At 62.6% G+C, this 25267-nt stretch carries 29 protein-coding genes; 18 read left to right on the top strand and 11 right to left on the bottom strand.

Annotated features, from left to right (window positions below; genetic code table 11):
- Positions 1–137 precede the first annotated feature (137 nt).
- Both B5525_RS32305 and B5525_RS32300 read right to left on the bottom strand, forming a co-directional pair.
- Entirely contained in the window at positions 138–911 is a 774-nt protein-coding gene (locus tag B5525_RS32305; RefSeq protein ID WP_079569764.1) for an outer membrane protein, read from the bottom strand.
- 255 nt (positions 912–1166) lie between these two features.
- Positions 1167–1919 carry an outer membrane protein gene (locus tag B5525_RS32300; protein WP_079569762.1) on the bottom strand — a complete coding sequence of 251 codons (753 nt, stop codon included), beginning with the start codon at positions 1917–1919 and terminating at the stop codon, positions 1167–1169.
- Between the two features lie 471 nt (positions 1920–2390).
- On the opposite strand from B5525_RS32300, the gene B5525_RS32295 reads away from it, so the two are divergent.
- From B5525_RS32295 to gyrA, 3 genes are all read left to right on the top strand, one after another.
- Positions 2391–2888: a single-stranded DNA-binding protein gene (locus B5525_RS32295; RefSeq protein WP_079569760.1), complete on the top strand. Its 498-nt coding sequence runs from the start codon at positions 2391–2393 to the stop codon at positions 2886–2888.
- A gap of 149 nt (positions 2889–3037) precedes the next feature.
- Complete coding sequence (locus tag B5525_RS32290) at positions 3038–3436, top strand: DUF2306 domain-containing protein (RefSeq protein ID WP_079569759.1); 399 nt, start codon at positions 3038–3040, stop codon at positions 3434–3436.
- A gap of 227 nt (positions 3437–3663) precedes the next feature.
- Positions 3664–6402 carry a DNA gyrase subunit A gene (gene gyrA / locus B5525_RS32285; RefSeq protein ID WP_079569757.1) on the top strand — a complete coding sequence of 913 codons (2739 nt, stop codon included), beginning with the start codon at positions 3664–3666 and terminating at the stop codon, positions 6400–6402.
- A gap of 63 nt (positions 6403–6465) precedes the next feature.
- Here the strand turns inward: gyrA and B5525_RS32280 are convergent, their stop codons facing one another.
- Positions 6466–6726: a hypothetical protein gene (locus B5525_RS32280; protein WP_079569755.1), complete on the bottom strand. Its 261-nt coding sequence runs from the start codon at positions 6724–6726 to the stop codon at positions 6466–6468.
- Between the two features lie 270 nt (positions 6727–6996).
- Here B5525_RS32280 and coaD point away from each other — a divergent pair, with 270 nt between their 5' ends.
- The 4 genes from coaD (at position 6997) to B5525_RS32260 (ending at position 9038) form a co-directional block, all read left to right on the top strand.
- Positions 6997–7494, top strand: a complete 498-nt coding sequence (coaD, locus tag B5525_RS32275; RefSeq protein ID WP_079569754.1) for a pantetheine-phosphate adenylyltransferase — start codon at positions 6997–6999, stop codon at positions 7492–7494.
- A gap of 96 nt (positions 7495–7590) precedes the next feature.
- A complete protein-coding gene (locus B5525_RS32270) occupies positions 7591–8154 on the top strand; it encodes a peptidylprolyl isomerase (RefSeq protein WP_079569752.1) in 564 nt (187 codons plus the stop codon).
- Positions 8155–8160: 6 nt separating this feature from the next.
- Positions 8161–8598, top strand: coding sequence for a hypothetical protein (locus B5525_RS32265; RefSeq protein WP_079569751.1), 438 nt, complete (start codon positions 8161–8163; stop codon positions 8596–8598).
- Positions 8574–9038 carry a peptidylprolyl isomerase gene (locus B5525_RS32260; RefSeq protein WP_079569749.1) on the top strand — a complete coding sequence of 155 codons (465 nt, stop codon included), beginning with the start codon at positions 8574–8576 and terminating at the stop codon, positions 9036–9038. The genes B5525_RS32265 and B5525_RS32260 overlap by 25 nt, the downstream gene beginning before the upstream one ends.
- Before the next feature lie 85 nt (positions 9039–9123).
- Here the strand turns inward: B5525_RS32260 and B5525_RS32255 are convergent, their stop codons facing one another.
- Positions 9124–9612, bottom strand: coding sequence for an ester cyclase (locus tag B5525_RS32255; protein ID WP_079569748.1), 489 nt, complete (start codon positions 9610–9612; stop codon positions 9124–9126).
- 86 nt (positions 9613–9698) lie between these two features.
- Between B5525_RS32255 and B5525_RS32250 the strand changes: the two genes are divergently transcribed.
- Both B5525_RS32250 and queA read left to right on the top strand, forming a co-directional pair.
- Complete coding sequence (locus tag B5525_RS32250) at positions 9699–10625, top strand: LysR family transcriptional regulator (protein WP_079569746.1); 927 nt, start codon at positions 9699–9701, stop codon at positions 10623–10625.
- A gap of 131 nt (positions 10626–10756) precedes the next feature.
- The gene (queA, locus tag B5525_RS32245) at positions 10757–11854 is read left to right on the top strand and encodes a tRNA preQ1(34) S-adenosylmethionine ribosyltransferase-isomerase QueA (RefSeq protein ID WP_079569744.1); all 1098 of its coding nucleotides are present in this window, start codon (positions 10757–10759) and stop codon (positions 11852–11854) included.
- Positions 11855–11993: 139 nt separating this feature from the next.
- Here the strand turns inward: queA and B5525_RS32240 are convergent, their stop codons facing one another.
- Entirely contained in the window at positions 11994–13100 is a 1107-nt protein-coding gene (locus B5525_RS32240; RefSeq protein WP_244567664.1) for a glycosyltransferase family 4 protein, read from the bottom strand.
- A 549-nt stretch (positions 13101–13649) separates the two neighbouring features.
- Here B5525_RS32240 and B5525_RS32235 point away from each other — a divergent pair.
- A complete protein-coding gene (locus B5525_RS32235) occupies positions 13650–14444 on the top strand; it encodes a DUF899 domain-containing protein (RefSeq protein WP_079574071.1) in 795 nt (264 codons plus the stop codon).
- Between the two features lie 64 nt (positions 14445–14508).
- On the opposite strand, the gene B5525_RS32230 is transcribed toward B5525_RS32235, so the two are convergent.
- Positions 14509–15546, bottom strand: coding sequence for an aspartate-semialdehyde dehydrogenase (locus B5525_RS32230; RefSeq protein WP_079569741.1), 1038 nt, complete (start codon positions 15544–15546; stop codon positions 14509–14511).
- A 245-nt stretch (positions 15547–15791) separates the two neighbouring features.
- On the opposite strand from B5525_RS32230, the gene tgt reads away from it, so the two are divergent.
- The 4 genes from tgt (at position 15792) to B5525_RS32210 (ending at position 18608) form a co-directional block, all read left to right on the top strand.
- Positions 15792–16925, top strand: a complete 1134-nt coding sequence (tgt, locus tag B5525_RS32225; protein WP_079569740.1) for a tRNA guanosine(34) transglycosylase Tgt — start codon at positions 15792–15794, stop codon at positions 16923–16925.
- A gap of 486 nt (positions 16926–17411) precedes the next feature.
- Positions 17412–17681: a PilZ domain-containing protein gene (locus B5525_RS32220; protein ID WP_172900022.1), complete on the top strand. Its 270-nt coding sequence runs from the start codon at positions 17412–17414 to the stop codon at positions 17679–17681.
- 136 nt (positions 17682–17817) lie between these two features.
- Positions 17818–18228, top strand: coding sequence for a hypothetical protein (locus B5525_RS32215; RefSeq protein WP_079569737.1), 411 nt, complete (start codon positions 17818–17820; stop codon positions 18226–18228).
- Between the two features lie 38 nt (positions 18229–18266).
- Positions 18267–18608, top strand: a complete 342-nt coding sequence (locus B5525_RS32210; protein WP_154073575.1) for a hypothetical protein — start codon at positions 18267–18269, stop codon at positions 18606–18608.
- Positions 18609–18814: 206 nt separating this feature from the next.
- Here B5525_RS32210 and B5525_RS32205 read toward each other — a convergent pair whose 3' ends face one another.
- On the bottom strand, positions 18815–19030 hold the full coding sequence (locus tag B5525_RS32205) for a hypothetical protein (protein ID WP_079574069.1): 216 nt from the start codon (positions 19028–19030) through the stop codon (positions 18815–18817).
- A 246-nt stretch (positions 19031–19276) separates the two neighbouring features.
- On the opposite strand from B5525_RS32205, the gene cysK reads away from it, so the two are divergent.
- Both cysK and B5525_RS32195 read left to right on the top strand, forming a co-directional pair.
- Positions 19277–20254 (top strand): cysteine synthase A, encoded by a 978-nt coding sequence (cysK, locus tag B5525_RS32200; RefSeq protein ID WP_079569734.1) that lies wholly within the window; start codon positions 19277–19279, stop codon positions 20252–20254.
- Between the two features lie 2 nt (positions 20255–20256).
- Positions 20257–20496 carry a BrnA antitoxin family protein gene (locus B5525_RS32195; protein WP_079569732.1) on the top strand — a complete coding sequence of 80 codons (240 nt, stop codon included), beginning with the start codon at positions 20257–20259 and terminating at the stop codon, positions 20494–20496.
- Positions 20497–20681: 185 nt separating this feature from the next.
- Here the strand turns inward: B5525_RS32195 and B5525_RS32190 are convergent, their stop codons facing one another.
- Both B5525_RS32190 and B5525_RS32185 read right to left on the bottom strand, forming a co-directional pair.
- On the bottom strand, positions 20682–22097 hold the full coding sequence (locus B5525_RS32190) for a caspase family protein (RefSeq protein WP_079569730.1): 1416 nt from the start codon (positions 22095–22097) through the stop codon (positions 20682–20684).
- A gap of 219 nt (positions 22098–22316) precedes the next feature.
- Positions 22317–23195: a DMT family transporter gene (locus B5525_RS32185; RefSeq protein WP_079569729.1), complete on the bottom strand. Its 879-nt coding sequence runs from the start codon at positions 23193–23195 to the stop codon at positions 22317–22319.
- A 257-nt stretch (positions 23196–23452) separates the two neighbouring features.
- Here B5525_RS32185 and B5525_RS32180 point away from each other — a divergent pair, with 257 nt between their 5' ends.
- Positions 23453–23848, top strand: a complete 396-nt coding sequence (locus B5525_RS32180) for a RidA family protein (protein WP_079569727.1) — start codon at positions 23453–23455, stop codon at positions 23846–23848.
- A gap of 109 nt (positions 23849–23957) precedes the next feature.
- Positions 23958–24161, top strand: coding sequence for a hypothetical protein (locus tag B5525_RS32175; RefSeq protein ID WP_079574067.1), 204 nt, complete (start codon positions 23958–23960; stop codon positions 24159–24161).
- A gap of 18 nt (positions 24162–24179) precedes the next feature.
- Here B5525_RS32175 and B5525_RS32170 read toward each other — a convergent pair whose 3' ends face one another.
- Together B5525_RS32170 and B5525_RS32165 are read right to left on the bottom strand one after the other, a co-directional pair.
- Complete coding sequence (locus B5525_RS32170) at positions 24180–24566, bottom strand: hypothetical protein (protein ID WP_079569725.1); 387 nt, start codon at positions 24564–24566, stop codon at positions 24180–24182.
- A 124-nt stretch (positions 24567–24690) separates the two neighbouring features.
- The gene (locus tag B5525_RS32165) at positions 24691–25047 is read right to left on the bottom strand and encodes a hypothetical protein (protein WP_079569723.1); all 357 of its coding nucleotides are present in this window, start codon (positions 25045–25047) and stop codon (positions 24691–24693) included.
- Positions 25048–25267: the final 220 nt, after the last annotated feature.

The raw sequence follows: 25267 nt of genomic DNA, 5'->3' as shown, positions 1-25267 counted from the left end.
GCGGTTTCAGCCCGATATGGCGGCAGCAGGCAGCAGCTCCGCTCGAACGCAGGCAAGCCGGAACGCAAAAAGGCCGGCACGAGGCTGGCCTTCTCAAATTCGAGTTTCTCAGTCGAGGCCGAGATCAGTACTTGGCATCAGTACTTGGCGATGACGGGACCCCCAAAGCGGTAGTTCAGCCGCGCCGTTCCCATGTCGACGCTTTGACGGATATTGTCGCTGCGCGTGACGGCAACGGCCGATGCCGGGAACGTCACGTTGGGATTGCCCATGAACAGATGGTCGTATTCGGCAGCGACCGACCAGTTCGGCGCAAAGCCGAATTCAATACCGGTTCCTACCGTACCACCCCATCGGGTATCGGTCACCTGATTGAAGGGGACACCGGCTGCGGCGAAGACGTTGCCTACGGGGAAGAAGCTGCTGTAGCTGTTGTCGGTAACCGCGGCGCCGCCCTTCACGTACCAGAGGGCATTGTTCCAGGTGTAGCCGACCTGAGCGGTGAACAGGCCGATGGCGTCGATCTTGGTCTGGTTGGTGTAGGGAATAATCGCCGTCAGGCTCGCATTCGATCCCTTCAGGCCAGCCCAATCGCCCTGGGCTTCCACGCCGAACACCCAACTGGCGCTTTGCCAGCGATAACCGATCTGACCGCCGGCCAGGCCGCCCGTTGCGTTGTGACAGCCCTCGGAGTTCGGCGTCACCGCCGCGTCTGCGACGCTGGTGATGGTGTAGCAGTCGCGGCTCGTTGCGCCGCCGGCATTGATACCAAGATAAAACCCGCTCCAGTCATAGACCGCCGCGACCATCGAGGGCGCCTTGGTATAGGTTCGCGCAGGAAGATCCGCCGCGAGCGCCGGGGCGGCCCTTGATGCCAACAAACCAATCGCCGCAACTACTGCCTTTTTCATCTCGTTCCTGTTCCAACTCACGCTTCCGATTTCGAATCCGCCGACTCGAGACCGGCAGTTCCATCCTGGAACCGAGAGGTAGCCCCGCTGGCACGAAAATACCGTCGCTAAAAAGCCACATGCAAAAAGCCTCATGAATGGGAAAATCAACCGCCGTGCAACCGAAAGCCGTGACCCACGCGGCCTGAGGAGCGCAGCAAAAAGGCCGGCGCGAGGCCGGCCTTTTCAGGTGTCGTTGTTCAGTTCAGGCTGAGATCAGTACTTCGCGATTACCGGACCGCCAAAGCGATAGTTCACGCGCACCAGACCCATATCGACGTCCTGTTTGATGTGTTCCGTCTCGGAGAAAAGCGGTGCGGTCAGAGTGACGTTGCGCGAGCCCATGAACAGATGATCGTACTCGACACCGACAGACCAGTTCTGAGCAAAGCCAAACTCCAGGCCCGCACCGACTGTGCCACCCCAACGTGTTTGGTTCGCCGAGGCTAGCAGCGCGCCGGTGGCCCCAGTGAACGCATCAAACTTTTCGCCAGTGACGGCAGCACCGCCCTTTACGTAGAATAAGACGTTGTTCCATGCGTAACCGACCTGACCGGTGATCAACCCAAATGCATCGACCCGCGAACGGTTAAAGTCGGGCGCAAAGAGAAGGCTGACATTGCTGCCGCGGAAATCAGCCCAGTTGCCCTGGCCTTCGACGCCCCACACCCAATTGGCCGTCTGCCAGCGATAACCGATTTGACCACCGGCGGTGCCGCCGGTTGCGTTATGGCAACCTTCCCGCCCAGGGAAATCACCAACAGAATCGGCCACGAGGTCCCAGCAGTTGCGGGCGGAGCCACCGCCGCCGTTGATACCGATGTAAAACCCGGTCCAGTCATAGACTGCGGCGACCATCGGAGGCGGTGCCTTGGTGTAGGGGCGCGCCGCAAGGTCTGCGGCCGAGGCGGGCGCAGCCGCCATGCCCAGCGTCGCAAGAGCAACCGTTCCCAACAGAATCTTCTTCATTGTATCCTCTCTGGCTCTGCTTCTGGCTAAGCCCAACTAGTGGGCGTCAGGATCTTTGAGGCGATCCGAATGTCGGCATGAATATAGCTGATTCATCCCATAATGCCGTCTCCGAAAAGCAACACTCACGGATGAAGTGGAATTACCCGAAGCTAATGATTCATTAGGGGTTTTGGGAACTCTGGGGAACCCGAATTGTGACAGATTTTTGCCGCACTTCAACGTCCGCATCTGGTACCATCACACGCTCCCGCTGCGCCCGCAAAGGCCTCGTTTTTCTTTGGAACAAAACTGGAACACGGCCGGAGCAGATGCTATATGTGGATAACCGGGGGATCGGCCCGCTGGCGGGGCCAGCGAGCGTATAGGGTCGGCTTCAAGGTGGTTGCGCCGGTGCTCTAGCCCAGGATGCGGCGAGCAGGCCGGCCAGCCCGGTATTTTCTTGAAGTTTTCTTGGAGTGGAGAGCGGCGATGGCGGGAAGCGTGAACAAGGTGATTCTGGTCGGAAACCTCGGCAAGGACCCCGAGATCCGGCGGACGCAGGATGGGCGGCCAATTGCCAATCTGAGCGTGGCGACGTCCGATACCTGGCGCGACAAGGCGACCGGCGAGCGCAAGGAAAAGACCGAATGGCACCGGGTGGTGATTTTCTCCGAGCCGCTCTGCAAGATCGTCGAGCAATATCTGAAGAAGGGCGCCAAGGTTTACATCGAGGGTGCGCTCCAAACCCGCAAATGGACCGACGCCAGCGGCGTCGAGAAATACTCGACCGAAGTGGTGCTGCAAGGCTTCAATTCAGTCCTGACTATGCTCGACGGCCGCAGCGGCGGCGGTGGCGGCAGTTTCGGTCCCGATGAATCGGGTGGCGATTTCGGCTCCAGCGGTCCCTCCGTGGCGGCCCCGCGCCGCGCGGTCGCGGCCGGCGCCGGCGCGCGCAACAGTGACATAGACGACGATATTCCGTTCTGAACAGGACGTGCGGCCGGCCACGCCGGACTATTTTTTTGAAGGGCGTTATGTTCTGCGAATAGGCGGCTCCCCGAGGTCGCCTATTCGGCGTTTCTGTGTATCGATACTGATCCTGTCGACATCAGGATATCGATCCAGGGGTCCCCCTCATGAGCCTTGCGCCGCTGCTCGATGCAGCCCCCGCGATCCCGCTGCATGCCTTCGCGGCGATGTCGGCCTTCGTGCTCGGCCTGGTGCAGTTTGCGGCGCCGAAGGGGACCTTGCCCCATCGCACGCTCGGCTGGATCTGGGTTCTCTTGATGGCCTGCGTGGCCGTGAGTTCGTTCTGGATCCATCAGATCAGGCTGATAGGCCCGTGGAGCCCGATCCACCTGCTGTCGATCTTTACACTGACCATGCTTCCGCTCGCGGTGTGGCGCGCGCACCGGCACCGCGTCGCCGACCATCGGCGGATCATGATCGCACTGTTCTCGGGCGCGCTGGTGGTCGCAGGCCTGTTCACGCTGCTGCCGGGACGGATCATGCATGCGGTGGTGTTCGGGCCTTAGCGGCCGCTGCGGGCGCGCGCTTCGCGGCGCGTTTTGGTGAGCCGAAAAAGCCCGCTCGGGGAAGCCTGTCCGGGCCCGGTTTCGAGCCCGCGCGAAGGGGGGCGGCGTACGGCGTAAGTCTCTGGAAAAACGAAGGGAAAATCCACTCGCGGGACCCCGTTTAGGGGTGGTTTGGAAGCTCCCGATACGCTATATGATTCGGAGCAAGAACTGACCGGATTCCCCCTTTGTCTGAGCCTGAAGATAAGCCACCCGGCGAGCCGCCGGTTCCTTCCGATATTCGTCCTGTATCCATCCTCGACGAGATGAAACGCTCCTACCTCGATTACGCCATGAGCGTGATCGTGGCGCGCGCGTTGCCGGATGCGCGCGACGGCCTCAAGCCCGTGCATCGGCGAATTCTGTATTCGATGTACGAGCAGGGGCACACGCCCGACAAGAAATACGTCAAATCCGCGCGCGTCGTCGGTGACGTGATCGGTAAATATCATCCGCACGGCGACCAGTCGATTTACGACGCGATGGTCCGGATGGCGCAGGAATTCTCCATGCGTGTGCCGCTGATCGACGGCCAGGGCAATTTCGGCTCGATCGACGGCGATCCTCCGGCGGCCTATCGATATACCGAAGCGCGTCTCACGCGATCGGCCATGGAAGTTCTCGAGGATATCGACAAGGACACGGTCGATTTCCAGGCAAACTACGACAATTCCGAGAAAGAGCCGGTGGTTCTTCCGGCGAAATTTCCGAACCTGCTCGTCAACGGCGCCGGCGGCATCGCGGTCGGCATGGCGACCAACATACCCCCGCACAATCTCGGCGAAGTCATCGACGCCTGCGTGGCGCTGATCGACAATCCGGCGCTCGGCATCGACGACCTCATGGGCATCATTCCCGGACCGGACTTTCCCACCGGCGGCGTCATCCTCGGACGTCAGGGCATTCGCGCGGCCTATCATCTCGGCCGCGGCTCTATCGTGATGCGCGGCAAGGTCAAGATCGACACGATTCGCAAGGACCGCGAAGCTATCATCATCACCGAAATTCCCTACCAGGTGAACAAGTCCACCATGGTGGCGCGGATCGGCGAACTGCACCGCGAGAAGCAGATCGAGGGCATCGCCGAGCTGCGCGACGAATCCGACCGGGACGGCTTGCGCGTGGTGATCGAACTGAAGCGCGACGCGATGGCCGATGTGGTGCTGAACCAGCTCTACAAGTTCACGCCGCTGCAGTCGAATTTCCCGGCCAACATGCTGGCGCTGGACTCCGGCCGCCCGCAGACGATGAACCTGAAGGACCTGCTGACCCTGTTCATCGCGTTCCGCGAGCAGGTGGTGACGCGCCGCACCAAGTTCCTGCTCAACAAGGCCCGCGACCGCGCCCACATCCTGGTCGGTCTCGCCATCGCGGTTGCCAATATCGACGAGATCATCCGGGTGATCCGGACCTCGCCCGATCCCAATGCCGCCCGCGAAACCCTGATGTCGCGCGACTGGCCGGCCAGGGACGTCGAGGCGATGATCACGCTGATCGACGATCCCCGCCACCGGCTCAACCCCGACGGCACCGCACGGCTGTCGATGGAACAGGCCAGGGCCATCCTCGACCTGCGGCTGCAGCGGTTGACCGCGCTCGGGCGCGAGGAGATCGGCGAAGAGCTCGACAGACTGGCGGTGGAGATCGCCGATCTCCTCGAAATCCTGCGCTCCCGCGCCCGTGTCCAGGCGATCATCAAGACCGAACTGAACGACGTGAAAACGGCATTCGCGACCGCACGCAAGACCGTCATCATCGAGCAGGAAAACGAGGTCGAGGACGAGGACCTGATCCAGCGCGAGGACATGGTGGTCACGGTCTCGCATGCCGGCTACGTCAAGCGCGTGCCGCTCTCGGCCTACCGCGCGCAGCGCCGCGGCGGCAAGGGCAGGGCGGGAATGCAGACCCGCGACGAGGACTTCGTCAGCCGGTTGTTCGTGGCCTCCACCCATACGCCGGTGCTGTTCTTCTCCTCGCGCGGCCAGGTCTACAAGGAAAAGGTCTGGCGGCTGCCGATGGCGGCGCCGAACGCGCGCGGCAAGGCCATGATCAACATCCTGCCGCTGGAGCAGGGCGAGCGCATCACCACCATCATGCCGCTGCCGGAGGATGAATCCTCCTGGGCCAATCTCGACGTGATGTTCGCGACCACCGGCGGCAATGTCCGCCGCAACAAGCTGTCGGACTTCGTCGATGTCCGCCGCTCCGGCATCATCGCCATGAAGCTCGACGACACCGAGGCGATCGTCGACGTGCAGATCTGCACCGAACGCGACGACGTGCTTTTGACCGCCGCCGGCGGCCAGTGCATCCGCTTCCCCGTCACCGACGTGCGGGTGTTCACGGGGCGCACCTCGATGGGCGTGCGCGGCATCGCGCTGCCCGAAAGCGACAAGGTGATCTCGCTGTCGATCCTGCGTCACGTCGAAGCAACATCGGATGAACGGTCGGCCTATCTGAAAATGCGCCGTGCCGTTGCCGGCGAGGGCGCGGCCGAGGAGGTCGGTGAAGCGGAAGCCGAGGAAACCTCCGGCGCGATCCAGCTCAGTTCCGAGCGCTATGTTGAGATGTCCGCGCAGGAACAGGTCGTGCTCACCGTCTCCGTCAATGGGTTCGGCAAGCGAACCTCCTCCTTCGAATACCGCACCACCGGCCGCGGCGGCAAAGGCATCGTGGCGATGTCGGTGAACGACCGTAACGGCAAGCTGGTGGCCTCATTCCCGGTGGAAGACAGCGACCAGATCATGCTGGTGACCGACAAGGGTCAGTTGATCCGCTGCCCGGTCGAGGGCATCCGGATCGCCGGCCGGTCGACCCAGGGCGTCATCGTGTTCGACACCGCCGAGGACGAGCATGTGGTTTCGGTCGAGCACATCGGCGACGACGCCGAAAATGGCAACGGAGACGGCAACGGAAATGGAGGCTAGGGCGCCTGCCCAGCCTCCATTCGATCCGATCGAAACGGAAAGTTTGATCGCGCTGGTAGCGCGCTACGGCGTGCGGTCGGCGGTGACCAGCCGGGCTTCCCGGGTAACCATGGTCTTGGTGCCGGCGACGCGCAGGCAGGAAGCCTCGAAATTCGGCCAGGCCTGCTGCGAGCAGTCGCGACCGATCGGGCGGATATCCAGCCGGTCGGCCTTGGCAAGCACGTGCGGAACGCTGGCTTCGACCTGCGGGGCAAAGCCAGGCAGAATGGTAAGGGCTGCAGCAACAAACGCAGCAATAGCGATGGCAGAAATTGCCTTGATCATGACGGTCCCCTGTCCTGGGCCTTGGCGGCCTGTCGTTTCGTTAACCCTGTGGTACAAAGCGCCCGTTTCCGGATGTCTTCGCCGGGGCAGAAAATGGTTTCGTGCGGAGCGGGATTTGTTTCGCCGCCGCTTGCGGGACGAAACATGATCGGCTTGCTGAGGAGACGCCCCGGGCCCTCGATTGGTTCAGGGCGGGCCTGGAATTAAATTGGCGGTATTAGGGGGAACTCCCCGGCTTGCCGGGCCGCCCGCGGCGGGGTAGACGAGCTTATGTCCCGTATCGCGCTTTATCCCGGCTCCTTCGATCCCGTCACCAACGGCCATTTGGACGTAGTCCGGGGCGCTGTCAGGCTGTGCGACCAGTTGATCGTCGCCATCGGGGTCCACCCCGGCAAGAAGCCGCTATTCACCGTCGAGGAGCGCTTTGCGATGGTCCATGAGGTGTTTGGGCCGATCGCCGCGAAAGCCGGTTGTGCGTTCGACTGCACCACCTACGACAACCTCACGGTCACGGCGGCGCAAAAGGCCGGCGCGACGCTCATGATTCGCGGCCTGCGCGACGGCACCGACCTCGACTACGAGATGCAGATCGCCGGCATGAACGAAACCATGGCGCCGGAGGTGCAGACGGTATTCCTTCCCGCCTCGGTTACCGTCCGCCCGATCACCGCCACACTGGTGCGCCAAATCGCCGGCATGGGCGGCGACGTCTCGGCGTTCGTGCCGCCGGCGGTCGCGGCCAGCCTGAAGACCAAATTCCCCAGTTAGCGCTTAGGGTTTTTCGCAAAAACGGCAAGCGATTTTGCGATAACACGGCACGCAACTTACGACATGCGCTTAACCTGCATCTGATCCGGAGTTTTCATGATACGAGCTCTCGCCTTCATCATCGCGCTGATCTGTGCCGCGCCTGCGATCGCCCAGCCGCTTCCGACCGGTCTCGACAAGCAGAACGCGATCGTGATCGACACCACCAAGGGCCGCATCGTCATCAAGCTGCGGACCGATATCGCGCCCCAGCATGCCGAGCGCATCAAGCAGCTGGCGCGCGACGGTTTCTACAACAACGTACCGTTCCACCGCGTGATGGACGGCTTCATGGCGCAGACCGGCGACGGCAAGAATTTCGACGGCACCGGCGGCTCGAAATACCCGAACCTGAAACAGGAATTCTCCAACGTTCATTTCAAGCGCGGCATCGTCGGCATGGCGCGGCGCGGCGACAGCGTCGATACCGCCAACTCGCAGTTCTTCATCATGTTCGCCGATGGCGCCAGCCTCGATGGCCAGTACACCGTGATCGGCGAGGTGGTGCAGGGCATGGATGTGGTCGACAAACTCAAAAAGGCCCCGCCGGGATCGGCGGGCGGCGCCGTCACCGATCCCGACAAGATGGTGAAGGTGCAAGTCGCTTCCGACATCAAGTGACCGGCGATGGCGCGGCGTCGTATTCAGCTCGTCTGGTTGGTCGCAGCGCTCCTGCTCGTGTGCTCGGCCCGTGCGCGGGCGGAGGAGGAGAAGGTCAATACCATCCGCGAGGCGATCGCGAAAATCGGGAGCTGCTGGAAACCGCCGCCACTCGCGCGCGCCAACCCGATCGACATCACCGTGATCGTGAGCTTTAACCGCGCAGGCGAGATCCTCGGCCGTCCCCGGATCACCTATGAATCGGAACAGGCCACCGACAACGACCGGGTAGAGTACCGCGTCGCCGTGATGGAGGCGTTGCAACGCTGCTCGCCGATGCCATTTACCGACAGTATGGCCGGCGCCGTTGCCGGCCGGCCGTTCGCCATCCAGTTCCACAACCGGAAACCTCCTCCACCCCAACCGACAGAGAAAAGAGCATGGCTGACACCGAAAATACTTTGATCCTGGAAACCACGCAGGGACCTGTCACGATCGAGATGCGGCCCGATCTTGCCCCCAACCATGTTGCGCGGATCAAGGAACTGGTACGCGAGGGATTTTACGACGGCATCGTCTTCCATCGCGTCATCGACGGCTTCATGGCGCAGACCGGCTGCCCGCAGGGCACCGGCACCGGCGGTTCCGGCACCAAGCTCAAGGCCGAATTCAACAATGAGCCGCATGTGCGCGGCACGACGTCGATGGCGCGCGCAGCCAGCCCGGATTCCGGCGACAGCCAGTTCTTCATCTGCTTCGACGATGCGTCGTTCCTCAACAAGCAATACACGGTGTGGGGCAAGGTAATTTCGGGCATGGAGAACGTCGACAAGATCAAGCGCGGCGAGCCGGTGAAGGATCCCGACAAGATCGTCAAGGCGCATATGGCGCTGGACGCGGCGTGATTTGATCCTGCGTCACTCCGGGCGCGGAGCTTGAACCCGGAATCTCGAAATTCCGGATTGCCGCGCTGAAGTGGTGGGCAGAGGCTCACTTTGCTGAGAGTTGACGAACCGCACCGAGCCAATCCTCGATATGGTAGGTGCGGACCATTTTACCGCCTTCGAGCGTGTGAATGTCGATCGACATCAGCTTGAATGACTTGCCGGTATAGGGCGCCCCCATGAATTCGCCCGACGGCGTGCCGGTGGCCTCGCCGCGCACGGTGACCTGATTGCCCGAGACCAGGATTTCCTTGATTTCCCATTTCAGGTCCGGAACGGACTTGAGACGTTGTCCCATGCCCGCCAGAACCTCATCGCGGCTGACGCAGATGTCGTTGCCCCGACAGGACATCCACTGCGGCGCGGTCGATTGCCTGATGAGTTCGGGGCTGTCCTTGGCGAATTCAGCATTCAGGGCTTTGTAGAACGGCGCGACACTGGCGCGGGCCGCTTCAGCGCTGATCTCAGCGTGAGCTGACGACGCCAAGAGGCCGATGGCGGCAAATGCGACGCAGGCTGCGGATATTCTTTTCATGGTGACTCCAAGGATTTGATTTGCAGCCCCCGCCGGGGATATGCGCTTTATTCGATAATCGATCCAATGAGTAATTAAGGTGTATCATGAATGAGATCGATTTACGTAGGTTCGACCTCAACCTTCTGGTGGTGTTCGAAGTTTTGATGATCGAACGGAACGTCACCCGTGCGGCAGACCGGCTTGGAAGGACGCAATCGGCTGTGAGCCACTCGCTGTCGAGATTGCGCCGCCAGTGGGGTGATCCGCTGTTGATCAAGGCGGGTGCGCGGATGCAGCCGACGGCTTTCGCGCTCGATCTGATTGAGGAGGCCCGGCCAATGCTGCGCGGGATTGAGCGCGTTCTTTCGCCGCGGCATGTTTTCGATCCCGCATCTTCGCGGCGGGTTTTCAGGTTCGTGGCCCCGGATTTCACGCTGACCTTGTTTGCGAACCTGCTGGCGCGGCTGCGGTCCGATGCGCCCGGCGTCTCCATCGAGTGGACCGGGCCGCGAGAGCCGACACCGCTGGACGTGGCGGACGGGCAGGTCGACATCGCCATTGTGCCGGCGCAACTCCGACTGCCCGTGGGCGTCAGCACCGAACCGATTGGGGACCTGAAATGGCGATGCTTCGGCCGTCAGGGACATCCGGCGTTTTCCCGATGGGGACGCAGAAGTTGGTCGCAATGGCCCCATCTCGCCGTACGAGTTGGCGACAGTCTGGCGAGCCCTGTGAATCTCGCGGCGGCCGCAGCGAGGCTGGAACGCCGCATCGCCGGCTGGGTACCGCATTTCTCTGCCATCGCCCCTATTCTGGCTGGTTCGGATTTGCTGACCACCCTGCCGTCGATTGCGATGGCCGCGACGTTGGGCGCTTATCGGCTGGACAGCCAAGAGGTTCCGTTTCCGATTGGGCCGCTTCCGCACGTGATGATCTGGAGCACCGCTCGAAGTGCCCATGCCGAGATCATCTGGCTGCGTGATCGGCTCCGACGGATCGCGAAAAATCAATTTGCCGGTCTCGCCGCCTAGATGCTTATCCAAATCATGCAATGGAACCTTCCCGGTTTGAGGGTCGAAATGACGGTGCCGTGTGTTACACCGATCGCCCCTTACGCGATTTGCTTATCTGCATCGCGAGGATGACCAAACCTCGGACAAGCATGCGCACCGACCTCTTCGACTTCGATCTTCCCGCCGCCAGCATCGCGCTGCGCCCGGCGAGCCCGCGGGATTCCGCAGCGATGCTGGTCGTGCAGCCCGACGGCGTGCTGCGCGACCGCCTGGTCTCCGATCTCGCAGACTGGCTCGAGCCCGGCGACCAGCTGGTGGTCAACGACACCAAGGTGATATCGGCCCAGCTCAAGGGCCGCCGCATCGGCCGCGCCACCGAACCGAAGATCGAGGCGACACTGATAAAACGTCTAGACGGCTCGCGCTGGCAGGCGCTGGTGAGGCCGGCGAAGAAACTGGCGCCGGGCGATGTGGTCCGCTTCGGCAATGAGGGGAGGGTCTGCCTGCTCGGCCATCTCGACGCGCAGATCGAGCACAAGGGCGAGGAGGGCGAGGTCACGCTGTCGTTTTCGTTCCACGGGCCGGCGCTGGACCAGGCCGTCGCCGACCTCGGCAGCCCGCCGCTGCCGCCCTACATCGCCTCGAAGCGCCCAGCCGACGAGCGCGACGCCGCCGATTACCAGACCATGTTCGCCTCCAGCGAGGGCGCCGTCGCGGCACCCACCGCCGGACTGCATTTTACCACCGCGCTGGAGCAGCGCCTGCGCGCGCGGGGGATCGAGATCCACCGGCTTACCCTGCATGTCGGGGCAGGGACCTTCCTGCCGGTCAAGGTGGATGACACCGAGGGGCACAGGATGCATTCCGAATGGGGTTGTCTTTCCGCCGGGACGGCGCACGCGCTGAACGCGGCGCGCGCGGCGGGCGGCCGTATCGTCGCGGTCGGCACCACCTCGCTGAGGCTTCTGGAAAGCGCCACGGCGGCGGACGGCACGATCGAACCGTTCAGCGGCGAGACCGCGATCTTCATCACCCCCGGCTATCGCTTTCGCGCGGTCGATATTCTCCTGACCAATTTTCACCTGCCGCGCTCGACGCTGTTCATGCTGGTCTCGGCCTTCAGCGGGCTCGACACCATGAAGCGGGCCTATGCCCACGCCGTCACAGCCGGCTACCGTTTCTATTCCTATGGCGACGCCTGCCTGCTGTTTCGCGCACGTAACCAACGCGCGGACCTGGAAGCGTAGCTGAACCAGGATTGACATGCCGGCGCAGCGCGAGAAGGTTTGCTCACCGGCCAGGATCGGAAGTGAGCGGCGCCCGGCCGACGCGACGCGATTGACGCAAGCCGTTTGATCGTTTTGCAATTCGTCTATTACGACTGCGTCACTCGCGCAGGGCAGCCTCATACTGCTCCGAGTAAGCTCGGACGACTACAGCAGAGCTATAGCGCGATTTAGCCCGAGCAAGGGCATTTTTTCTGGCGTGTGTGTAAAACGCCGGATCGATGAGAAAACGCTCAATGGCCGACGCCAATCCGATTTCGTCGCGAGGTTCGACCAGAATTCCCGTTTCACCGTCCACCACAATTTCGGGAATTCCGGATAATCGTGTGCCAATTGCAGGCAACCCAAGCGCCATCCCCTCCATGAGGCAAAGGGGGAACATCTCGCCCTCCATGTAACTCGGCAGAACCACCGCGTGCGCGCTCCGCATGATGGCGGGAACCTTTCTGTGATCCACGCGGCCCTTGCATTCGACAATGTGACGCAGGGCCAAGCGATCGATCTCCGCTTCGATGTCCGGACGTGTTGGTCCATCACCGACGAACACGGCGCGAAGCTTGGGGTATCGGGGAGACAATCTTGCCAGCGCGGCCAATAATTCCATGTGGCCTTTGCCGCGGAACATTCGCGCCGACATGACCAGTGTCAGCTCTCCTGGCGCCGGCTTACGGGCAAGCCCGGAGAACAAGGTTTCATCGACGCAGAACGGGATCACTCGCGTCCGGACCGCAGGGATGCCGTGGGCCACCAGCTCTGTGATCGCCGCCGCATAGGGCATGACGACTCGAGAGGCTACATGCTTTTCTATCCAAAAGGTCACGTCGGATATCCAATTGCGATGCGACGCAAACCAACTAAGTGTTGCGTGATGGGTAACGATTAGCGCCTTGTTGCGCGAAAGCCCGCCGGCAACAATGCCATCGAGACAGGAGATGCCCACCGCGTGAATGTGGATGACATGCGAATGTCGAAGAAGCTGCCACAGAAATTGAGTCCGCCGCAGACGCGACCAGAGCTTCGCAAGTGTTCCGCCTGCCTCGCCATCGATCGGCGTCGGCGCGGATAGATCATACACCTCTACCCCGTGTGCCGTGGCTATGGTTCGCACCTCCTCGCGATTATGAAGGTCGATTGCAATCGCCGGCACCAGGCCAGCTCGTTTTTGTCCGGCACAAAGTTGCAGAATGAAGGTCTCTACCCCCGTCATTCCGAAATTTGTCCCCATATAGTGCATAACCCGAATGGGCGCGCGGCTGCATTCGTTAACGTCATGGCTTATGCGAACGCCTTGATCTACGCGCTCCGGTAACACCAAAGTAGCTCCAGCTCGCCCTTAAGGCATTGACGGTCGATTGCCGCCAATTTCCAAGGCGAAGTGATCTGTTGGTATTTTGAACAACGCGCCGCCACTTGCCGACGCGACAATTGCCCACGCGACAAATGCCCACGCGACAATATGACCGGCTGAATTCCTAAATAACTACGGGCGCCACCTTCCCTGGGGTCGCGCTCTAAAGGGAGCAGGTCGGTTGAGTGGACACCGCCACGCGGTTCAGGGCGCCGAAGCGATCACGAGCACCCGCGCCGCGCGCTCATCAGTGGTGCCATCCGAATGCCCGCCACACTTGTTACTCCCAGCGTTCGATTTTCCGGTGCCAAACTATCCCGGGACCAAACGAGCGATGAGCCGCGAATGGAACCGCGCTTCAGCCACGAGGCGCGCAAATTCGCGCAAAATCAGGAGGTTTTAAAAGCCATGACTTCATCAGTCGAGAATGGACGGAACGGCAGACAGCCCGCCATGCACACACCACCGGTCGTGTCGCCGCAGGCGTGGAAGGCGGCACGCGAGCAGCTGCTCGCCAAGGAAAAGGCCCATACCCGCGCCCGTGACGCCCTGGCCGCCGAGCGCCGGCGAATGCCGTGGATGGCCGTGGAGAGCGCGTACGCGTTCGAGGGGCCTGTGGGCAAGGCGAGCCTGCTCGACCTGTTCGACTGCCGGCGTCAGCTGATCGTCTATCGCGCCTTCTTCGAGCCGGGCGTGTTCGGCTGGCCCCAGCAGGCCTGCCGGGGCTGCTCCATGGTGGCAGACCAGGTCGCCCACGTCGCCCACCTGAACGCCCGGGACACCACCCTCGTTTTGGTCTCGCGAGCGCCGCAGGCTGACATCGCGCGGCTGAAGGCGCGGATGGGCTGGCAGATGCCGTGGTTCACTCTCACGGACAGCTTCGACGCCGACTTCGGCGTGAACGAGTGGCACGGCACCAACGTGTTCTACCGCGACGGCGACCGCGTGTTCCGCACCTACTTCATCAACAGCCGCGGCGACGAGCAGATGGGGGGCACCTGGAACTACCTCGACATCACGCCGCTGGGCCGGCAGGAGGTCTGGGAGGACTCGCCCGAGGGCTATCCTCAGACCCCGACCTACAAGTGGTGGAACTGGCACGATAGCTACGTCGCAGATGCCGCGCCCGACCAGAAGTGGGTCGAGGTGTCGACCGCCGGAGAGGCGGCGTTACGGAACCAAGGGGCGAGCACGAAACCATGAGGCGGGACTAAGCGCGCAGGGCGGTGTAGAGCGCAGCAAAACCCGCCCTGCGATCTCTCCAACCTCAGGCCATCGCGCGCTGCGGCAGCAATTCCGCGATCTGGATGGCGTTGAGCGCGGCTCCCTTCAGGAGTTGGTCCGCTGCCACGAACATCGCGATCGAATGGCCGCTTGGATCGCTGAGATCCTTGCGGATGCGTCCGACCAGAACGTTGTCCTGGCCGGACGCATCGATCGGCATCGGGAAATGGTTCTTCACCCGATCATCGACGATTCTCACGCCCGGCGCATTCGACAGGATCGCGCGCACCTCGTGCTCGGAAATGGGATTCTCGCATTCAAAGGTGATCGCCTCGCAATGGGCGCGCAGCACCGGGACGCGCACACAGGTCACGCCGACGGCAATCCGCTCGTCCTCGAAGATCTTGCGCGTCTCCTTGATGACCTTGGTCTCCTCGTCGTTGTAGCCGGTCTCCGGATCGATCGCCGTGTTGTGATTGAACAGGTTGAACGCGTAGGGGTGCGGCATCACTTTGGGCGCATAGGCTTGCCCGTCGAGGTTGGCGCGGGTCGATTCCACCAGTTCCTCCATCGCCGCGGCGCCGGCGCCGCTGGCCGCCTGATAGGTCGACAGGATCACGCGCCTGATGCGGTTGCGCCGGTGGATCGGCCACAGCGGCACCAGTGCGGTGATGGCGGCGCAATTCGGGTTGGCGATGATGCCATTGTGCTGCCGAATGCGATCGGCGTTGATTTCGGGGATCACCAGCGGCACGTTCGGATCCATGCGGAAGGCGGATGAATTGTCGATGACGACGGCGCCCGCCTTCACGGCAACCGGCGCGAACTTCCTCGAAATGGCGCCGCCCGCCGAAAACAGCGCGATATCGACGCCGTCGAACGAGCGCTCGGAGAGGTCCTCGACGACGATCCTCTCGCCGCGGAAGGCGATGGTCTTGCCCGCCGAGCGGGCGCTCGCCAGCGCCTTCAGCTTGCCGACGCGAAAGCCGCGCTTTTCCATGATGGCGATGAATTCGGCACCGACCGCGCCGGTTACGCCGGCAATCGCAACAACGGGATCGTTCTTCACTTCGGTCTCCATCAGGCAATAAAAAAGCCCCGGACCTTGTTCAGGCGGGGCTTCGGGTTCAGATGATGCGATCGTACCTTACGCGCGCACGCCTCCCGAGGCCCTGCAGGGCTTGCCGGTTTTCGCGGTGCGTTTGGTGCTCGTCGTCATAGCGCGGGCTTATGCGGGAGATTTCGACGGGCGTCAACGGGTTTTGCGAGGGAAATCGGCATCAACGAGGTTGAATCGGACGCCGTTGTTACGCGATAAGCTGGCGCATGAGCCTTCCCAATCACTTCGATCTCGTCGCGACCGACGGCCGGGCCCGCACCGGCAGGCTGACCACGCCGCACGGCGTGGTGCGCACGCCGGCCTTCATGCCGGTCGGGACCGCCGGCGCGATGAAGGGCATGCATTGGCGCGAGGTGCGGGATGCCGGCGCCGATATTGTGCTCGGCAACACCTATCATCTGATGTTGCGGCCCGGCGCCGAGCGCATCGCCGCACTTGGGGGCCTGCAGACCTTCACCGGCTGGAACGGGCCGATGCTGACGGACTCCGGCGGCTTCCAGGTGATGTCCATGTCGGAGCTGCGCAAGGTCGCGGAGAAGGCGGTGACCTTTCGCTCCCATATCGACGGCGCCATGGTCGAACTGTCGCCGGAGCGTTCGATCGAGGTGCAGCGGCTGCTCGGGTCCGATATCGCGATGCAGATGGATGAATGCGTCCGGCTGCCGGCGGATCCCGACGATATCGAGCGTGCGATGCTGCTTTCGTTGCGCTGGGCGGAACGCAGCAAGCGTGCCTTCGAGACGGCGCCGCCGGGCTACATGCTGTTCGGCATCGCGCAGGGCGGCGACGTATCGCAACTGCGTCAGGCCAGCGCGCGCGGCCTGGTCGAGATCGGATTCCACGGTTACGCGATCGGTGGCTTGGCGGTCGGCGAACCCCAGGCCGTGATGCTGGCCATGGTCGAAGAGGTCGCGGCGCATTTGCCCGACGACCGCCCGCGCTATCTGATGGGTGTCGGCACGCCCGACGATATTCTGGAGGCGGTGGCGCGCGGCATCGACATGTTCGACTGCGTGATGCCGACGCGTAACGGCCGCCACGGCATGGCATTCACCCGCTTCGGCCAGATCAATCTGCGCAACGCCCGCCACGCCGACGATCCCCGCCCGCTCGACGAGCAAAGCCTGTGGCCGTCGACACGCGACTATTCCCGCGCCTATCTGCATCACCTGGTGAAATCGGGCGAGACGCTCGGGGCGATGCTGCTGTCGGAAATCAACATCGCCTATTACCAGCGCCTGATGGCGGATATCAGGGACGCAATTTCGCAGGGGACTTTCGCTGATTTCCGCGAACGCACACGCGCCGGCTGGGCGATGGGGGACATCCCGCCGCGCTAGAAGGCGGGCGCGTAATACCGGACGCGGGCGTGCCCAACGCGTGCAGGTCTACATCCCGCTCCGGGTCGGCAGTTGGACCGGGACGTGCGGCGAGGTGCTGACGATCCTTGGGCTTCCGTCCGAGTGGGTTTGGCCCTGGGTCTTGATCAGCGATTCCAGCATCAAGAAAAACTTTTCGGCCAGCATGGCAGTGTCCATTCCTTGGCATTCCAATCATGCAATAATGCCGAGTCACGGTTTCAGGCCGTCTTCGAGCAAGCGCGAAAATGGTTTCTTCGCCTGGGTGAATTGTTTCGTCGCGTCCTCTCCGCGAAACCGGATCACGGGATCGTTAGAGTCTGGCACCTGACCGACAGACGGGCAGGGAAAAACCGCTAAACTTCGAGGCAATTTCCTAAGCGGAGGTTACGAAATCACCGTCATTCTACGGAATGCTCTGACGGTCGCCCGGCCGATCGCGATTGAGTCCGACGATGGATGGTCATCATGATTGTCGACAAGCCAAGGGTGAAGGTGGCGCGCGAACCGCGCAGACAGCTCAACCGACGGCCGACCTGGATCTCGGTGGACGGAACGACGAAGAGCGAGTGCTTCGTGCTGGACGTCTCGCCGGGCGGCGCCAAAATCATGACCGACGCCGAGATCGATGTCAGGGACACGTTCGGACTGGCGCTGGTGGCGGATCGCCCGAACCGGCAGCCCTGCGAAGTCGTTTGGCGTCGCGGCAACATATACGGTGTGAAGTTCCTGCCCTGAGATCGTCACAGGCTGATCGCCGATCAAATCCGGGCCTGGAAGCCCATAAAATCGGGGCTATCCAATAATGAGGCTTTAACGAGAACCGGTTTATCTGCCCTCTTCTGCAAACGTGTACCCGGAGGCGTCTAACTTAATGTCAGCTCAGATCGATTGGGATTTCGCGGCCGACGACGACGCCAAGGCGGAGATTGCCGCGGCGGTGAGGCATCTGCTCAAGGGTGCGACCGGCAGCGCGCGCGGCGATATTGTCCGGGAGGTTGTCGAGATCGTTCAGGATGCGGCGAACGGACTGCTTCCGCCGGACGCTGGCCCGGTGAAGCAGGCGCCGATGAGCGGCATTACCTACAAAGCCTATGTGATCGACGCGTTCCAGCGCGACACGGATCGATGGCGCGCGAACATCCGCAGATTGAATGGCAAGAAAATCCGCGTCGCCGTACCGCCTTCGGTGCTCGACCAAGCCACGACCTCGGCCGATGCACTTACGGCCGAGAAAGCCGTCGAGCTTGCCAAAAAAGCGATCGATGCCGGTGGCCTGAGCTGATCGAAAAGGCTGGCAGCGCGGACACCCGAGGCGCGCTCTTGCGTCGAACGAAAGGTCAGAAGGTGTTTCCTGCAGACTATGTTTTCGGCGCGGCCATTGGACTCGTTGTCGGCAGTAATCTCTATTTGGGCCCGCACATCAAGGGCGAACGCGTGGCGATGCAATGGGGGCTAACTGACAGGCCGACCTGGTACGCGCCCAAATGGGTGGCGCTATGGGGAATGGTAGTCTTCATGCTCGCGATCCGGCTTCTCGTCGAGCTGGCTTCGACCTACGCCCCGCAAAGCCTGCACCAGGCCGAATTGGGCATCGCCGGCTTCTCGGTTGTCCTCACCGCCGCCCACATCTTCGTTTTGAAGATGGCGGAAGAGGCGATTTAGACCCGCGCGAACGCGGCCGCCCATCGTTCAGGTCACAAGTTGAATTCTCAGCACGACGTTGTGACATCCGCCTTCGGCCACCTGATAGCGAGACGCGCCGCGCTCCCGTTCAAGTGATCGACGGCGACGACCAGGGCAGGGCCCGGTGGAACCAGACGCGCCAACGCTTGGTTTGGAATTCGTCGGTTTGGAATTCGTCGGCGGTGTCAGTTGCAGGCAAATCGCCGGAGCGCGTGCTTGGTTACGAAACCGTAACCGCAGGTGTCGCAGGTCCAGAGATAGCTGATGACGTTATCGGCCACATAGGCGGATGCTTCGGCGGCGACCATTGAATCGGCACAGACTGGGCAGGTCGGCAGATCGCATCCGCGCGGATCGGGATTGGGCGCGACGGTCGGCAGGACTTCAGCAACTGCTGGCATCGTGACCTCCTTGCGATCTGGACCTTGAAACACACCCTACCATAGTCTGATTTATTTGACGATGTCGCAACACAAATGCGTTGGTTTTACGTTATTTGGCGGCCCAAACATTTTGATTTGGCGATGTAAAGATTTTGCAACGCAGCGAATTGGTTCCGTCGTATTCTGGCTTGCGGGCGGGCTCGCGCCGCCGTTAATGAGAGAAGCGCCCGTTTTAAACGCACATTGCGATCACAGGAGTTTGTCATGGATGCATCGTCCACTGCGAGTGCAGTGCAACGTCCCGGCCGCGGCCGGGTTTTCGACAGCATCGTCGATGCGATCGGCGACACGCCGATTGTGCGGTTGCGCAAATTGCCGCAGGCGGCGGGGGCGCACGCGATCATTCTCGCCAAGCTGGAATATTTCAATCCCGCGGCCAGCGTGAAGGACCGCATCGGGGCTGCGATGATCATCGCGATGGAGAAGGCCGGCCACATCAACGCCGACACCGTGCTGATCGAGCCGACCTCGGGCAATACCGGCATTGCGCTCGCGTTCGTCGCGGCTTCCCGCGGCTACCGGCTGAAGCTGGTGATGCCGGAGTCGATGTCGATCGAACGGCGCAAGATGCTGGCGTTCCTCGGCGCCGAGATCGTGCTGACGCCGGCCGCGCAAGGCATGAAGGGCTCGATCGCCACGGCGGAGGAACTGGTGCGGACGACACCCAACGCCGTCATGCCCCAGCAGTTCAAGAACCTCGCCAATCCGGAAGTTCACCGTCGCACCACGGCGGAGGAAATCTGGAACGACACCGGCGGCAACATCGATTACTTCGTCGCCGGCGTCGGCACCGGCGGCACCATCACCGGCGTCGGACAGGTGCTCAAGCCACGCAAGCCGTCGCTGCGGGTGGTCGCGGTCGAGCCCGAGGAAAGCCCGGTCCTGTCGGGCGGCCAGCATTCGCCGCACAAGATCCAGGGCATCGGCGCGGGCTTCATTCCCGACATTCTCGATCGCTCCGTGATCGACGAGATCGTCAAGGTCAACAGCGCCACCGCGATCGAAACCGCGCGCGCGCTGGCGCGCAACGAGGGCATTCCCGGCGGCATTTCCTCGGGCGCTGCGATCGCCGCGGCGATCCAGATCGGCAAGCGGCCGGAAGCCGCCGGCAAGACCATCCTTGCGATCGTTCCGTCATTCTCCGAACGTTATCTGTCGACCGTGCTGTTCGAGGGGATTTGACCATGGCGGATCAGCCGAGGCGGCCGAGAACCCTGAACGACGCGCGCACCGAAGCCGAAGCGGCGTTCAAACGCACCACGACAAAGGTGCCGGAGGCGCCGACGAAACCGGCGGCACTTCCCGGCGTCAAGCAACTGATCTCGTTGCGGATCGACCAGGACGTGCTCGAGCACTTCCAGGAGGGTGGACCCGGCTGGCAGGATCGTATCAACGACGCGCTGCGGAAGGCGGCGGGGAAATAAAGCCGGCGCAATAGCGTTTTCGAGCGACAGCCTGCCCCGCACTTGGTGCGGGGTGGAGACCGGTTTGCGTGAAGAAAGCGCGTCAAAAAGGAAATTGGAGCCTTGCGGGCTCCGAGGCCGGAATCAAAAAAGCCCGGGATGGCCCGGGCTTTTTCGTTAGCAATTCGCCATTCCGGGGCTGACAATCAGTGCCGGAACATGCCGCCCATCATGCCGCCAACCACCCCACCCATGAAGGCAGCACCGGGATCCCCGCCACCGCGGCGGCCGCCGCCACCACCACCGCCACCGCTTTGGCGGGCACGGCGCGCAGGGCGATCTTCGGAATCGTCGGAACTCGTCCGGGTGGTTGCGACGATTTCGGTCAACAGTGCCTTGTGCTGCAGCTTGTTGAGGAATCCGGACTGGGGATAGCCGCGCGCGGCCTGCCAGCGCGTGATGACGGCGCGGGTCGCCTCATCGAACTTGCCGGTCACCTTGGTGTCGAAGCCAAGCCCATTCAGCCGGCGCTGCACGTCGCGGCGCTGGCCCTTCTCGAGGCCGATCTGGTCTTCGGTGGTCTGGTTCGCTTCCTGGGTGAAGGTCGCGGGATCGATGCCGGTGGTCAGGTTGCGGGTGGTGGTCGACGGCCCGTTCTCCAGCGAGGCGATGCGGGCCAGCGCCAGCGACTTGAACTGGCCGTTGGGATAGTTGGTCAGATAGGCGTTGAGTTCTTCCGGCTTGTTGGATTCCTTGACCGAACGCCAGAACTCCAGCTCCACGTCCGAACCGCCCGAGGTCGACGCAACCGCGGCCGGGGCCGGGGCGCCGGCGGCGCCGGGAGCAGGGGCGGCAGCCGGGTTCAGGTAGACCGAACCGATCAGGTTGGTATGTCCCCATGGCAACTGGCCCTTGTTGGTCTCTTCATTGACCTGGGCGCGGACCTCGGTCATCGCCTGCTGGATCTCCACGCCCGGCGTGGTGATATGGGCGATCAGGGCGCGGGTGAACGGGCTATTGGTGCCTTCCTGGCCGTCGAGTGCGGTCTGCCCGGGGCCGGTGGCGAATGCGATCAGCGTGCCTTCGCCCGACTTCATTTCCGCAAGACCCGACTGCACCGACACGCTGCGGGTCGCCGAATTCGATTTGATCTTGGCGGCGAACGGATTGTCGCGGCAGGCGTCGAGGAACACCAGCTTGACCTTGGCGTCGCTCATCGTCTGGTCGAGCGTGAGATCGATATTGATCGCCGCGCCCAGCTTGACGTCCATTTCCGACTTGATGTCGGCATCGATCGGCAAGAGATAATTGGTGCCGCTGATGGCGATGCCGTGGCCGGCATAGAAGAACACCGCGACGTCGGCGCCTTGCGCCTTCTTGCCGAATTCGAGCAAGCGCTCGGTCATGGTATCGCGGGTCAGGTTGGTGCCTTCGACGACATCGAAGCCGACATTGCGAAGCACTGCCGCCATCGCCTTGGCGTCGATCGGCGGGTTGGGAAGCTGTGCCACGTTCTTGTAGGCGCCGTTGCCGACGACGAAGGCGACGCGCTTGTCGGCCTTCGCGGCGTTGACCGTAAACAGCATGCAGAACAGGGAAAAAATGACGGTGAGGTAGCGCATCTGAAATCCCCTGATGGAATCAAACAATTTGGCTACAAAGCTTTGGCCGCAGGCTACACGAAAACGCCACACTCCGCGCCGGAAAAAATTTGGCGTTGCCCAAATTGGCCGAGCGCGCATCGCTGCTCGCAAACGCTACGGGAACATCACACTCGCTTGCGTGATTTAGATCACAATTGGGAAGCGGATGCGAAAAATCACGGCAGGCGAGCAGAGCGCTCAGGTACCAACGCGCGCGGGAGCCGGCTGGGCGGATCTCAGGTTCAGGAGATTGCCGGTCAGGATCAGCGCGGCGCCGAGCACCGTGAACATGTCCAGCCGCTCGAAATAGATCAGCCAGCCCATGATTGCCGTCAGCGGAACCCGCAGGAAATCCAGCGGCAGCACCACGGTGGCATCGGCATACAGCATCGCGCGCGCCATGCAGTAGTGGGTGAAGGTGCCGCAGAATCCGAGCACGACCATCCAACCCCAGGCGTAAGCCGACGGCCATTGCCAGACATAGAGCGCGGGGAGGAATCCGGCCGCGGACTGGATCACCAGCATCCAGAAGATGATCGCCAGCGTCTTTTCGGTGCGGGTCAGCGACTTCATCATGGCGATGGAAACGCCGAACCCCACGGCCGCGCCAAGCGCGATCAGCTGGCCCGGATTGATCTCGCCGGCGACGGGGCGGACGATGACGATCACGCCAACGATGCCGAGCACGATGGCCGCGACCTTGCCGAAGGTCATGCGCTCGCCGAGGAAACCCGCCGCTAGGATCGCGGTCCAGATCGGCATGGTGAATTCGATCGAGACCACCTGGCCCAGCGGAATCAGCGTCAGGGAGAAGAACCAGCCAATCTGCGCGGCATAGTGAGCGAGGTTGCGCCCGATATGCTGCAGCGGACGCGACGTTCGCATCGCCGCGAAACCGCCCTGGCTGCGGATCATGGGGACCAGTATCAGCAGGCCGATGATCGAGCGCACCTCCATGACCTGAAACACGTTCAGCTCGCGCAGGGTTTCGCGGCCGGCGACCGTCACGATCAGCATCAGGGCGAGCCAGCCCGCCATCCACAGCGCGGCCCTCGGTACGGACGGGGTCTTGTTCATCAGCCGGAAGTGCCAGACATGGTGCTCGTCGCGGGGAGGTTGAGGTGGGCCCGCCGGTATCGGCGACTTGGTGCGAATTTGCAACGCGCAAATGGGCTGATGCAGTGATGCGCTGCCGGGGCAATGGGTGCTAAGGATTCTTGCCGTCATTCCGGGATGCGCTAAGTGCAGATCCGGAATCTCGAGATTCCGGGTTCGCGTCTTCGACGCGCCCCGGAATGACGCTGGTATAAAACTAAAATCTGGAGAACCTGCTCATGCGTACCCTGCAACCTGCCGACTGGCCGAAGCCGCGCGGCTTCTCGCACGGCTTCGAGATCGACGGTCCGGGCCGGTGGATTGTGCTGGCCGGCCAGACCGGCGACGAGAAGGGCGACTATCCCGCCGACATGGCCGGGCAGGTCGGCGCGGCCTTGCGGAAGATCATCAAGCTGTTGGGCGAGGCCGGTGCGGGACCTCAGCACATCGTTCGGCTGACCTGGTATCTGACCGGCCGCGGCGAGTACGAAGCCGCCGGTGCCGGCATCGGTGCTGCCTGGCGCGAGACGCTGGGCAAGAACTTTCCGCCGTCGACGCTGCTTTACATCGCAGGTCTCGTCGATGAGCGGGCGAAGGTCGAGATCGAAGTCACGGCCTTCGTGCCGGGGGCTTAAGGGCTGACCGCGCCATCGATGGCGCCCTGCACCGCGGCGTTCGTCCGCCGGCAACCATCATTGGCTGCAAGAAACGCAACGTCACAAAATCTTCGTGAAGGAAGTCCAGATGACAAATCGATCCGCCTCGGCAGAATTCGTGACCGCCTTCGCCACCGGCTGGCCCGAGAACCAGCCCGATATCATGGTGCTTTCGCTGACCACGCATAAAGGCGTTCAGGATTTCGCCTTCAGCAGGGAACAGGCGCTGCTGATTGCAAAAACCATGAAGCAGACTGCGGCGAAGCTGGCAGCGCCGGGGCAGCGCAGCTAAAGCCACCGCCAGCGCGGGTTAGCGGCGGGCCAGCGCGATCGTGGCACCGCGGAAGCCGCTCTCGGCCCTGATGGAAACGGATTGCCGGCTGCCGCGGGTCGCCACTGAAAGGCGGGCGGTGAACCCGCCCGCGTTCGCGACCACCTCGAAATTGCCGTTTCCGCCCCGACCTTCGAGGGAGCCCGTGACGCCGCGGCTGGCCTCGCTCCACGTGCCCGAAAGCGCGCCGCGCTCGGAGACGACGTTGCCGCTGAGATCGAATTTGTAGCTGTCGCTGGCGCAGGCGAGGGTCAGATTGAGGCCGGCGCCGCCGGCACCGACAGCCGCGGTTTCGCGGCAACGAATGCGCTCGGTCGAGCCGTCGTCGAGGGTGACGGTGCCCCCGCCGGACCAGACACCGGCCATCCCGGTAAACGGTCCCGATTGTGCGTGGCTTGGGGATGCCGTCGCCGCCGCGACGAATAGCGCGACGACGGCGAAGATCAGGCGTCCGGCGAATGCGAGGCTGCCGGCCGGTCGGCGGCTGGCGTTACTGGCGGGAAGCTTCCCAGCGGCCGCTGCAGGGGATGCCTGCGGACGCCCCGTTCCATTTTCCCGATCCGGAATTCCCGCTGAGCTGACCATTTGCATAGGCACCACCGATTGAGACCTTCACGACGCCTTCGCGTCCGATGCTGCCGGTCACGTCGGCGCCGGCCGCAGAAACTTTACCGTCGGTGATAGTAAGCGTCGAGCGCGTCTGTGGTTCACAGGTGCCGCTTTTGGTTACAACTGTAACACTCCAAAGTCCGTCATACGGCGTCTGGGCCATAGCGGGTGCGCCGGCGACAGCGGCTGCGGAGAGGGCGGAAGCAAAAATTGCAAAACCAATGCGATTGAAGCGCATGAATCAAATCCCCGATGTGTATGATGACGTGGCTTATCCGGGCACAATGTGTCCAAAATTTGCTGCACCGCAGTAACCATAAAAGTTCCCATCAGATCAAAGATTTGATCCGAGGGATGGTTCCGCCTCGGGAACGATAATTTACCCTTTTTGAGCCGATGTCCGGCTTCGAGCCGATGTCCGGCCCAAGATGACAGTCGCCGCTTTGCGGTATCTAATT

The sequence above is a fragment of the Bradyrhizobium erythrophlei genome (assembly GCF_900129505.1).
Classification (GTDB): Bacteria; Pseudomonadota; Alphaproteobacteria; order Rhizobiales; family Xanthobacteraceae; genus Bradyrhizobium; species Bradyrhizobium erythrophlei_D.
This window is presented reverse-complemented; position numbering and strand designations above follow the sequence as displayed.

What these genes read in the sequence shown, in the direction of transcription:
- B5525_RS32305 (WP_079569764.1), bottom strand. Translation starts at nt 911, where the DNA reads ATGAAAAAGGCAGTAGTTGCGGCGATTGGTTTGTTGGCATCAAGGGCC.
- B5525_RS32165 (WP_079569723.1), bottom strand. Translation starts at nt 25,047, where the DNA reads ATGCGCTTCAATCGCATTGGTTTTGCAATTTTTGCTTCCGCCCTCTCC.
- B5525_RS32185 (WP_079569729.1), bottom strand. Translation starts at nt 23,195, where the DNA reads ATGAACAAGACCCCGTCCGTACCGAGGGCCGCGCTGTGGATGGCGGGC.
- cysK (WP_079569734.1), top strand. Translation starts at nt 19,277, where the DNA reads ATGGATGCATCGTCCACTGCGAGTGCAGTGCAACGTCCCGGCCGCGGC.
- B5525_RS32220 (WP_172900022.1), top strand. Translation starts at nt 17,412, where the DNA reads ATGATTGTCGACAAGCCAAGGGTGAAGGTGGCGCGCGAACCGCGCAGA.
- B5525_RS32300 (WP_079569762.1), bottom strand. Translation starts at nt 1,919, where the DNA reads ATGAAGAAGATTCTGTTGGGAACGGTTGCTCTTGCGACGCTGGGCATG.
- B5525_RS32180 (WP_079569727.1), top strand. Translation starts at nt 23,453, where the DNA reads ATGCGTACCCTGCAACCTGCCGACTGGCCGAAGCCGCGCGGCTTCTCG.
- B5525_RS32205 (WP_079574069.1), bottom strand. Translation starts at nt 19,030, where the DNA reads ATGCCAGCAGTTGCTGAAGTCCTGCCGACCGTCGCGCCCAATCCCGAT.
- queA (WP_079569744.1), top strand. Translation starts at nt 10,757, where the DNA reads ATGCGCACCGACCTCTTCGACTTCGATCTTCCCGCCGCCAGCATCGCG.
- B5525_RS32190 (WP_079569730.1), bottom strand. Translation starts at nt 22,097, where the DNA reads ATGCGCTACCTCACCGTCATTTTTTCCCTGTTCTGCATGCTGTTTACG.
- B5525_RS32255 (WP_079569748.1), bottom strand. Translation starts at nt 9,612, where the DNA reads ATGAAAAGAATATCCGCAGCCTGCGTCGCATTTGCCGCCATCGGCCTC.
- B5525_RS32215 (WP_079569737.1), top strand. Translation starts at nt 17,818, where the DNA reads ATGTCAGCTCAGATCGATTGGGATTTCGCGGCCGACGACGACGCCAAG.
- B5525_RS32250 (WP_079569746.1), top strand. Translation starts at nt 9,699, where the DNA reads ATGAATGAGATCGATTTACGTAGGTTCGACCTCAACCTTCTGGTGGTG.
- B5525_RS32270 (WP_079569752.1), top strand. Translation starts at nt 7,591, where the DNA reads ATGATACGAGCTCTCGCCTTCATCATCGCGCTGATCTGTGCCGCGCCT.
- coaD (WP_079569754.1), top strand. Translation starts at nt 6,997, where the DNA reads ATGTCCCGTATCGCGCTTTATCCCGGCTCCTTCGATCCCGTCACCAAC.
- B5525_RS32265 (WP_079569751.1), top strand. Translation starts at nt 8,161, where the DNA reads ATGGCGCGGCGTCGTATTCAGCTCGTCTGGTTGGTCGCAGCGCTCCTG.
- B5525_RS32170 (WP_079569725.1), bottom strand. Translation starts at nt 24,566, where the DNA reads ATGGCCGGTGTCTGGTCCGGCGGGGGCACCGTCACCCTCGACGACGGC.
- B5525_RS32290 (WP_079569759.1), top strand. Translation starts at nt 3,038, where the DNA reads ATGAGCCTTGCGCCGCTGCTCGATGCAGCCCCCGCGATCCCGCTGCAT.
- B5525_RS32260 (WP_079569749.1), top strand. Translation starts at nt 8,574, where the DNA reads ATGGCTGACACCGAAAATACTTTGATCCTGGAAACCACGCAGGGACCT.
- B5525_RS32195 (WP_079569732.1), top strand. Translation starts at nt 20,257, where the DNA reads ATGGCGGATCAGCCGAGGCGGCCGAGAACCCTGAACGACGCGCGCACC.
- B5525_RS32295 (WP_079569760.1), top strand. Translation starts at nt 2,391, where the DNA reads ATGGCGGGAAGCGTGAACAAGGTGATTCTGGTCGGAAACCTCGGCAAG.
- B5525_RS32230 (WP_079569741.1), bottom strand. Translation starts at nt 15,546, where the DNA reads ATGGAGACCGAAGTGAAGAACGATCCCGTTGTTGCGATTGCCGGCGTA.
- B5525_RS32175 (WP_079574067.1), top strand. Translation starts at nt 23,958, where the DNA reads ATGACAAATCGATCCGCCTCGGCAGAATTCGTGACCGCCTTCGCCACC.
- B5525_RS32240 (WP_244567664.1), bottom strand. Translation starts at nt 13,100, where the DNA reads ATGACGGGGGTAGAGACCTTCATTCTGCAACTTTGTGCCGGACAAAAA.
- B5525_RS32235 (WP_079574071.1), top strand. Translation starts at nt 13,650, where the DNA reads ATGACTTCATCAGTCGAGAATGGACGGAACGGCAGACAGCCCGCCATG.
- B5525_RS32280 (WP_079569755.1), bottom strand. Translation starts at nt 6,726, where the DNA reads ATGATCAAGGCAATTTCTGCCATCGCTATTGCTGCGTTTGTTGCTGCA.
- tgt (WP_079569740.1), top strand. Translation starts at nt 15,792, where the DNA reads ATGAGCCTTCCCAATCACTTCGATCTCGTCGCGACCGACGGCCGGGCC.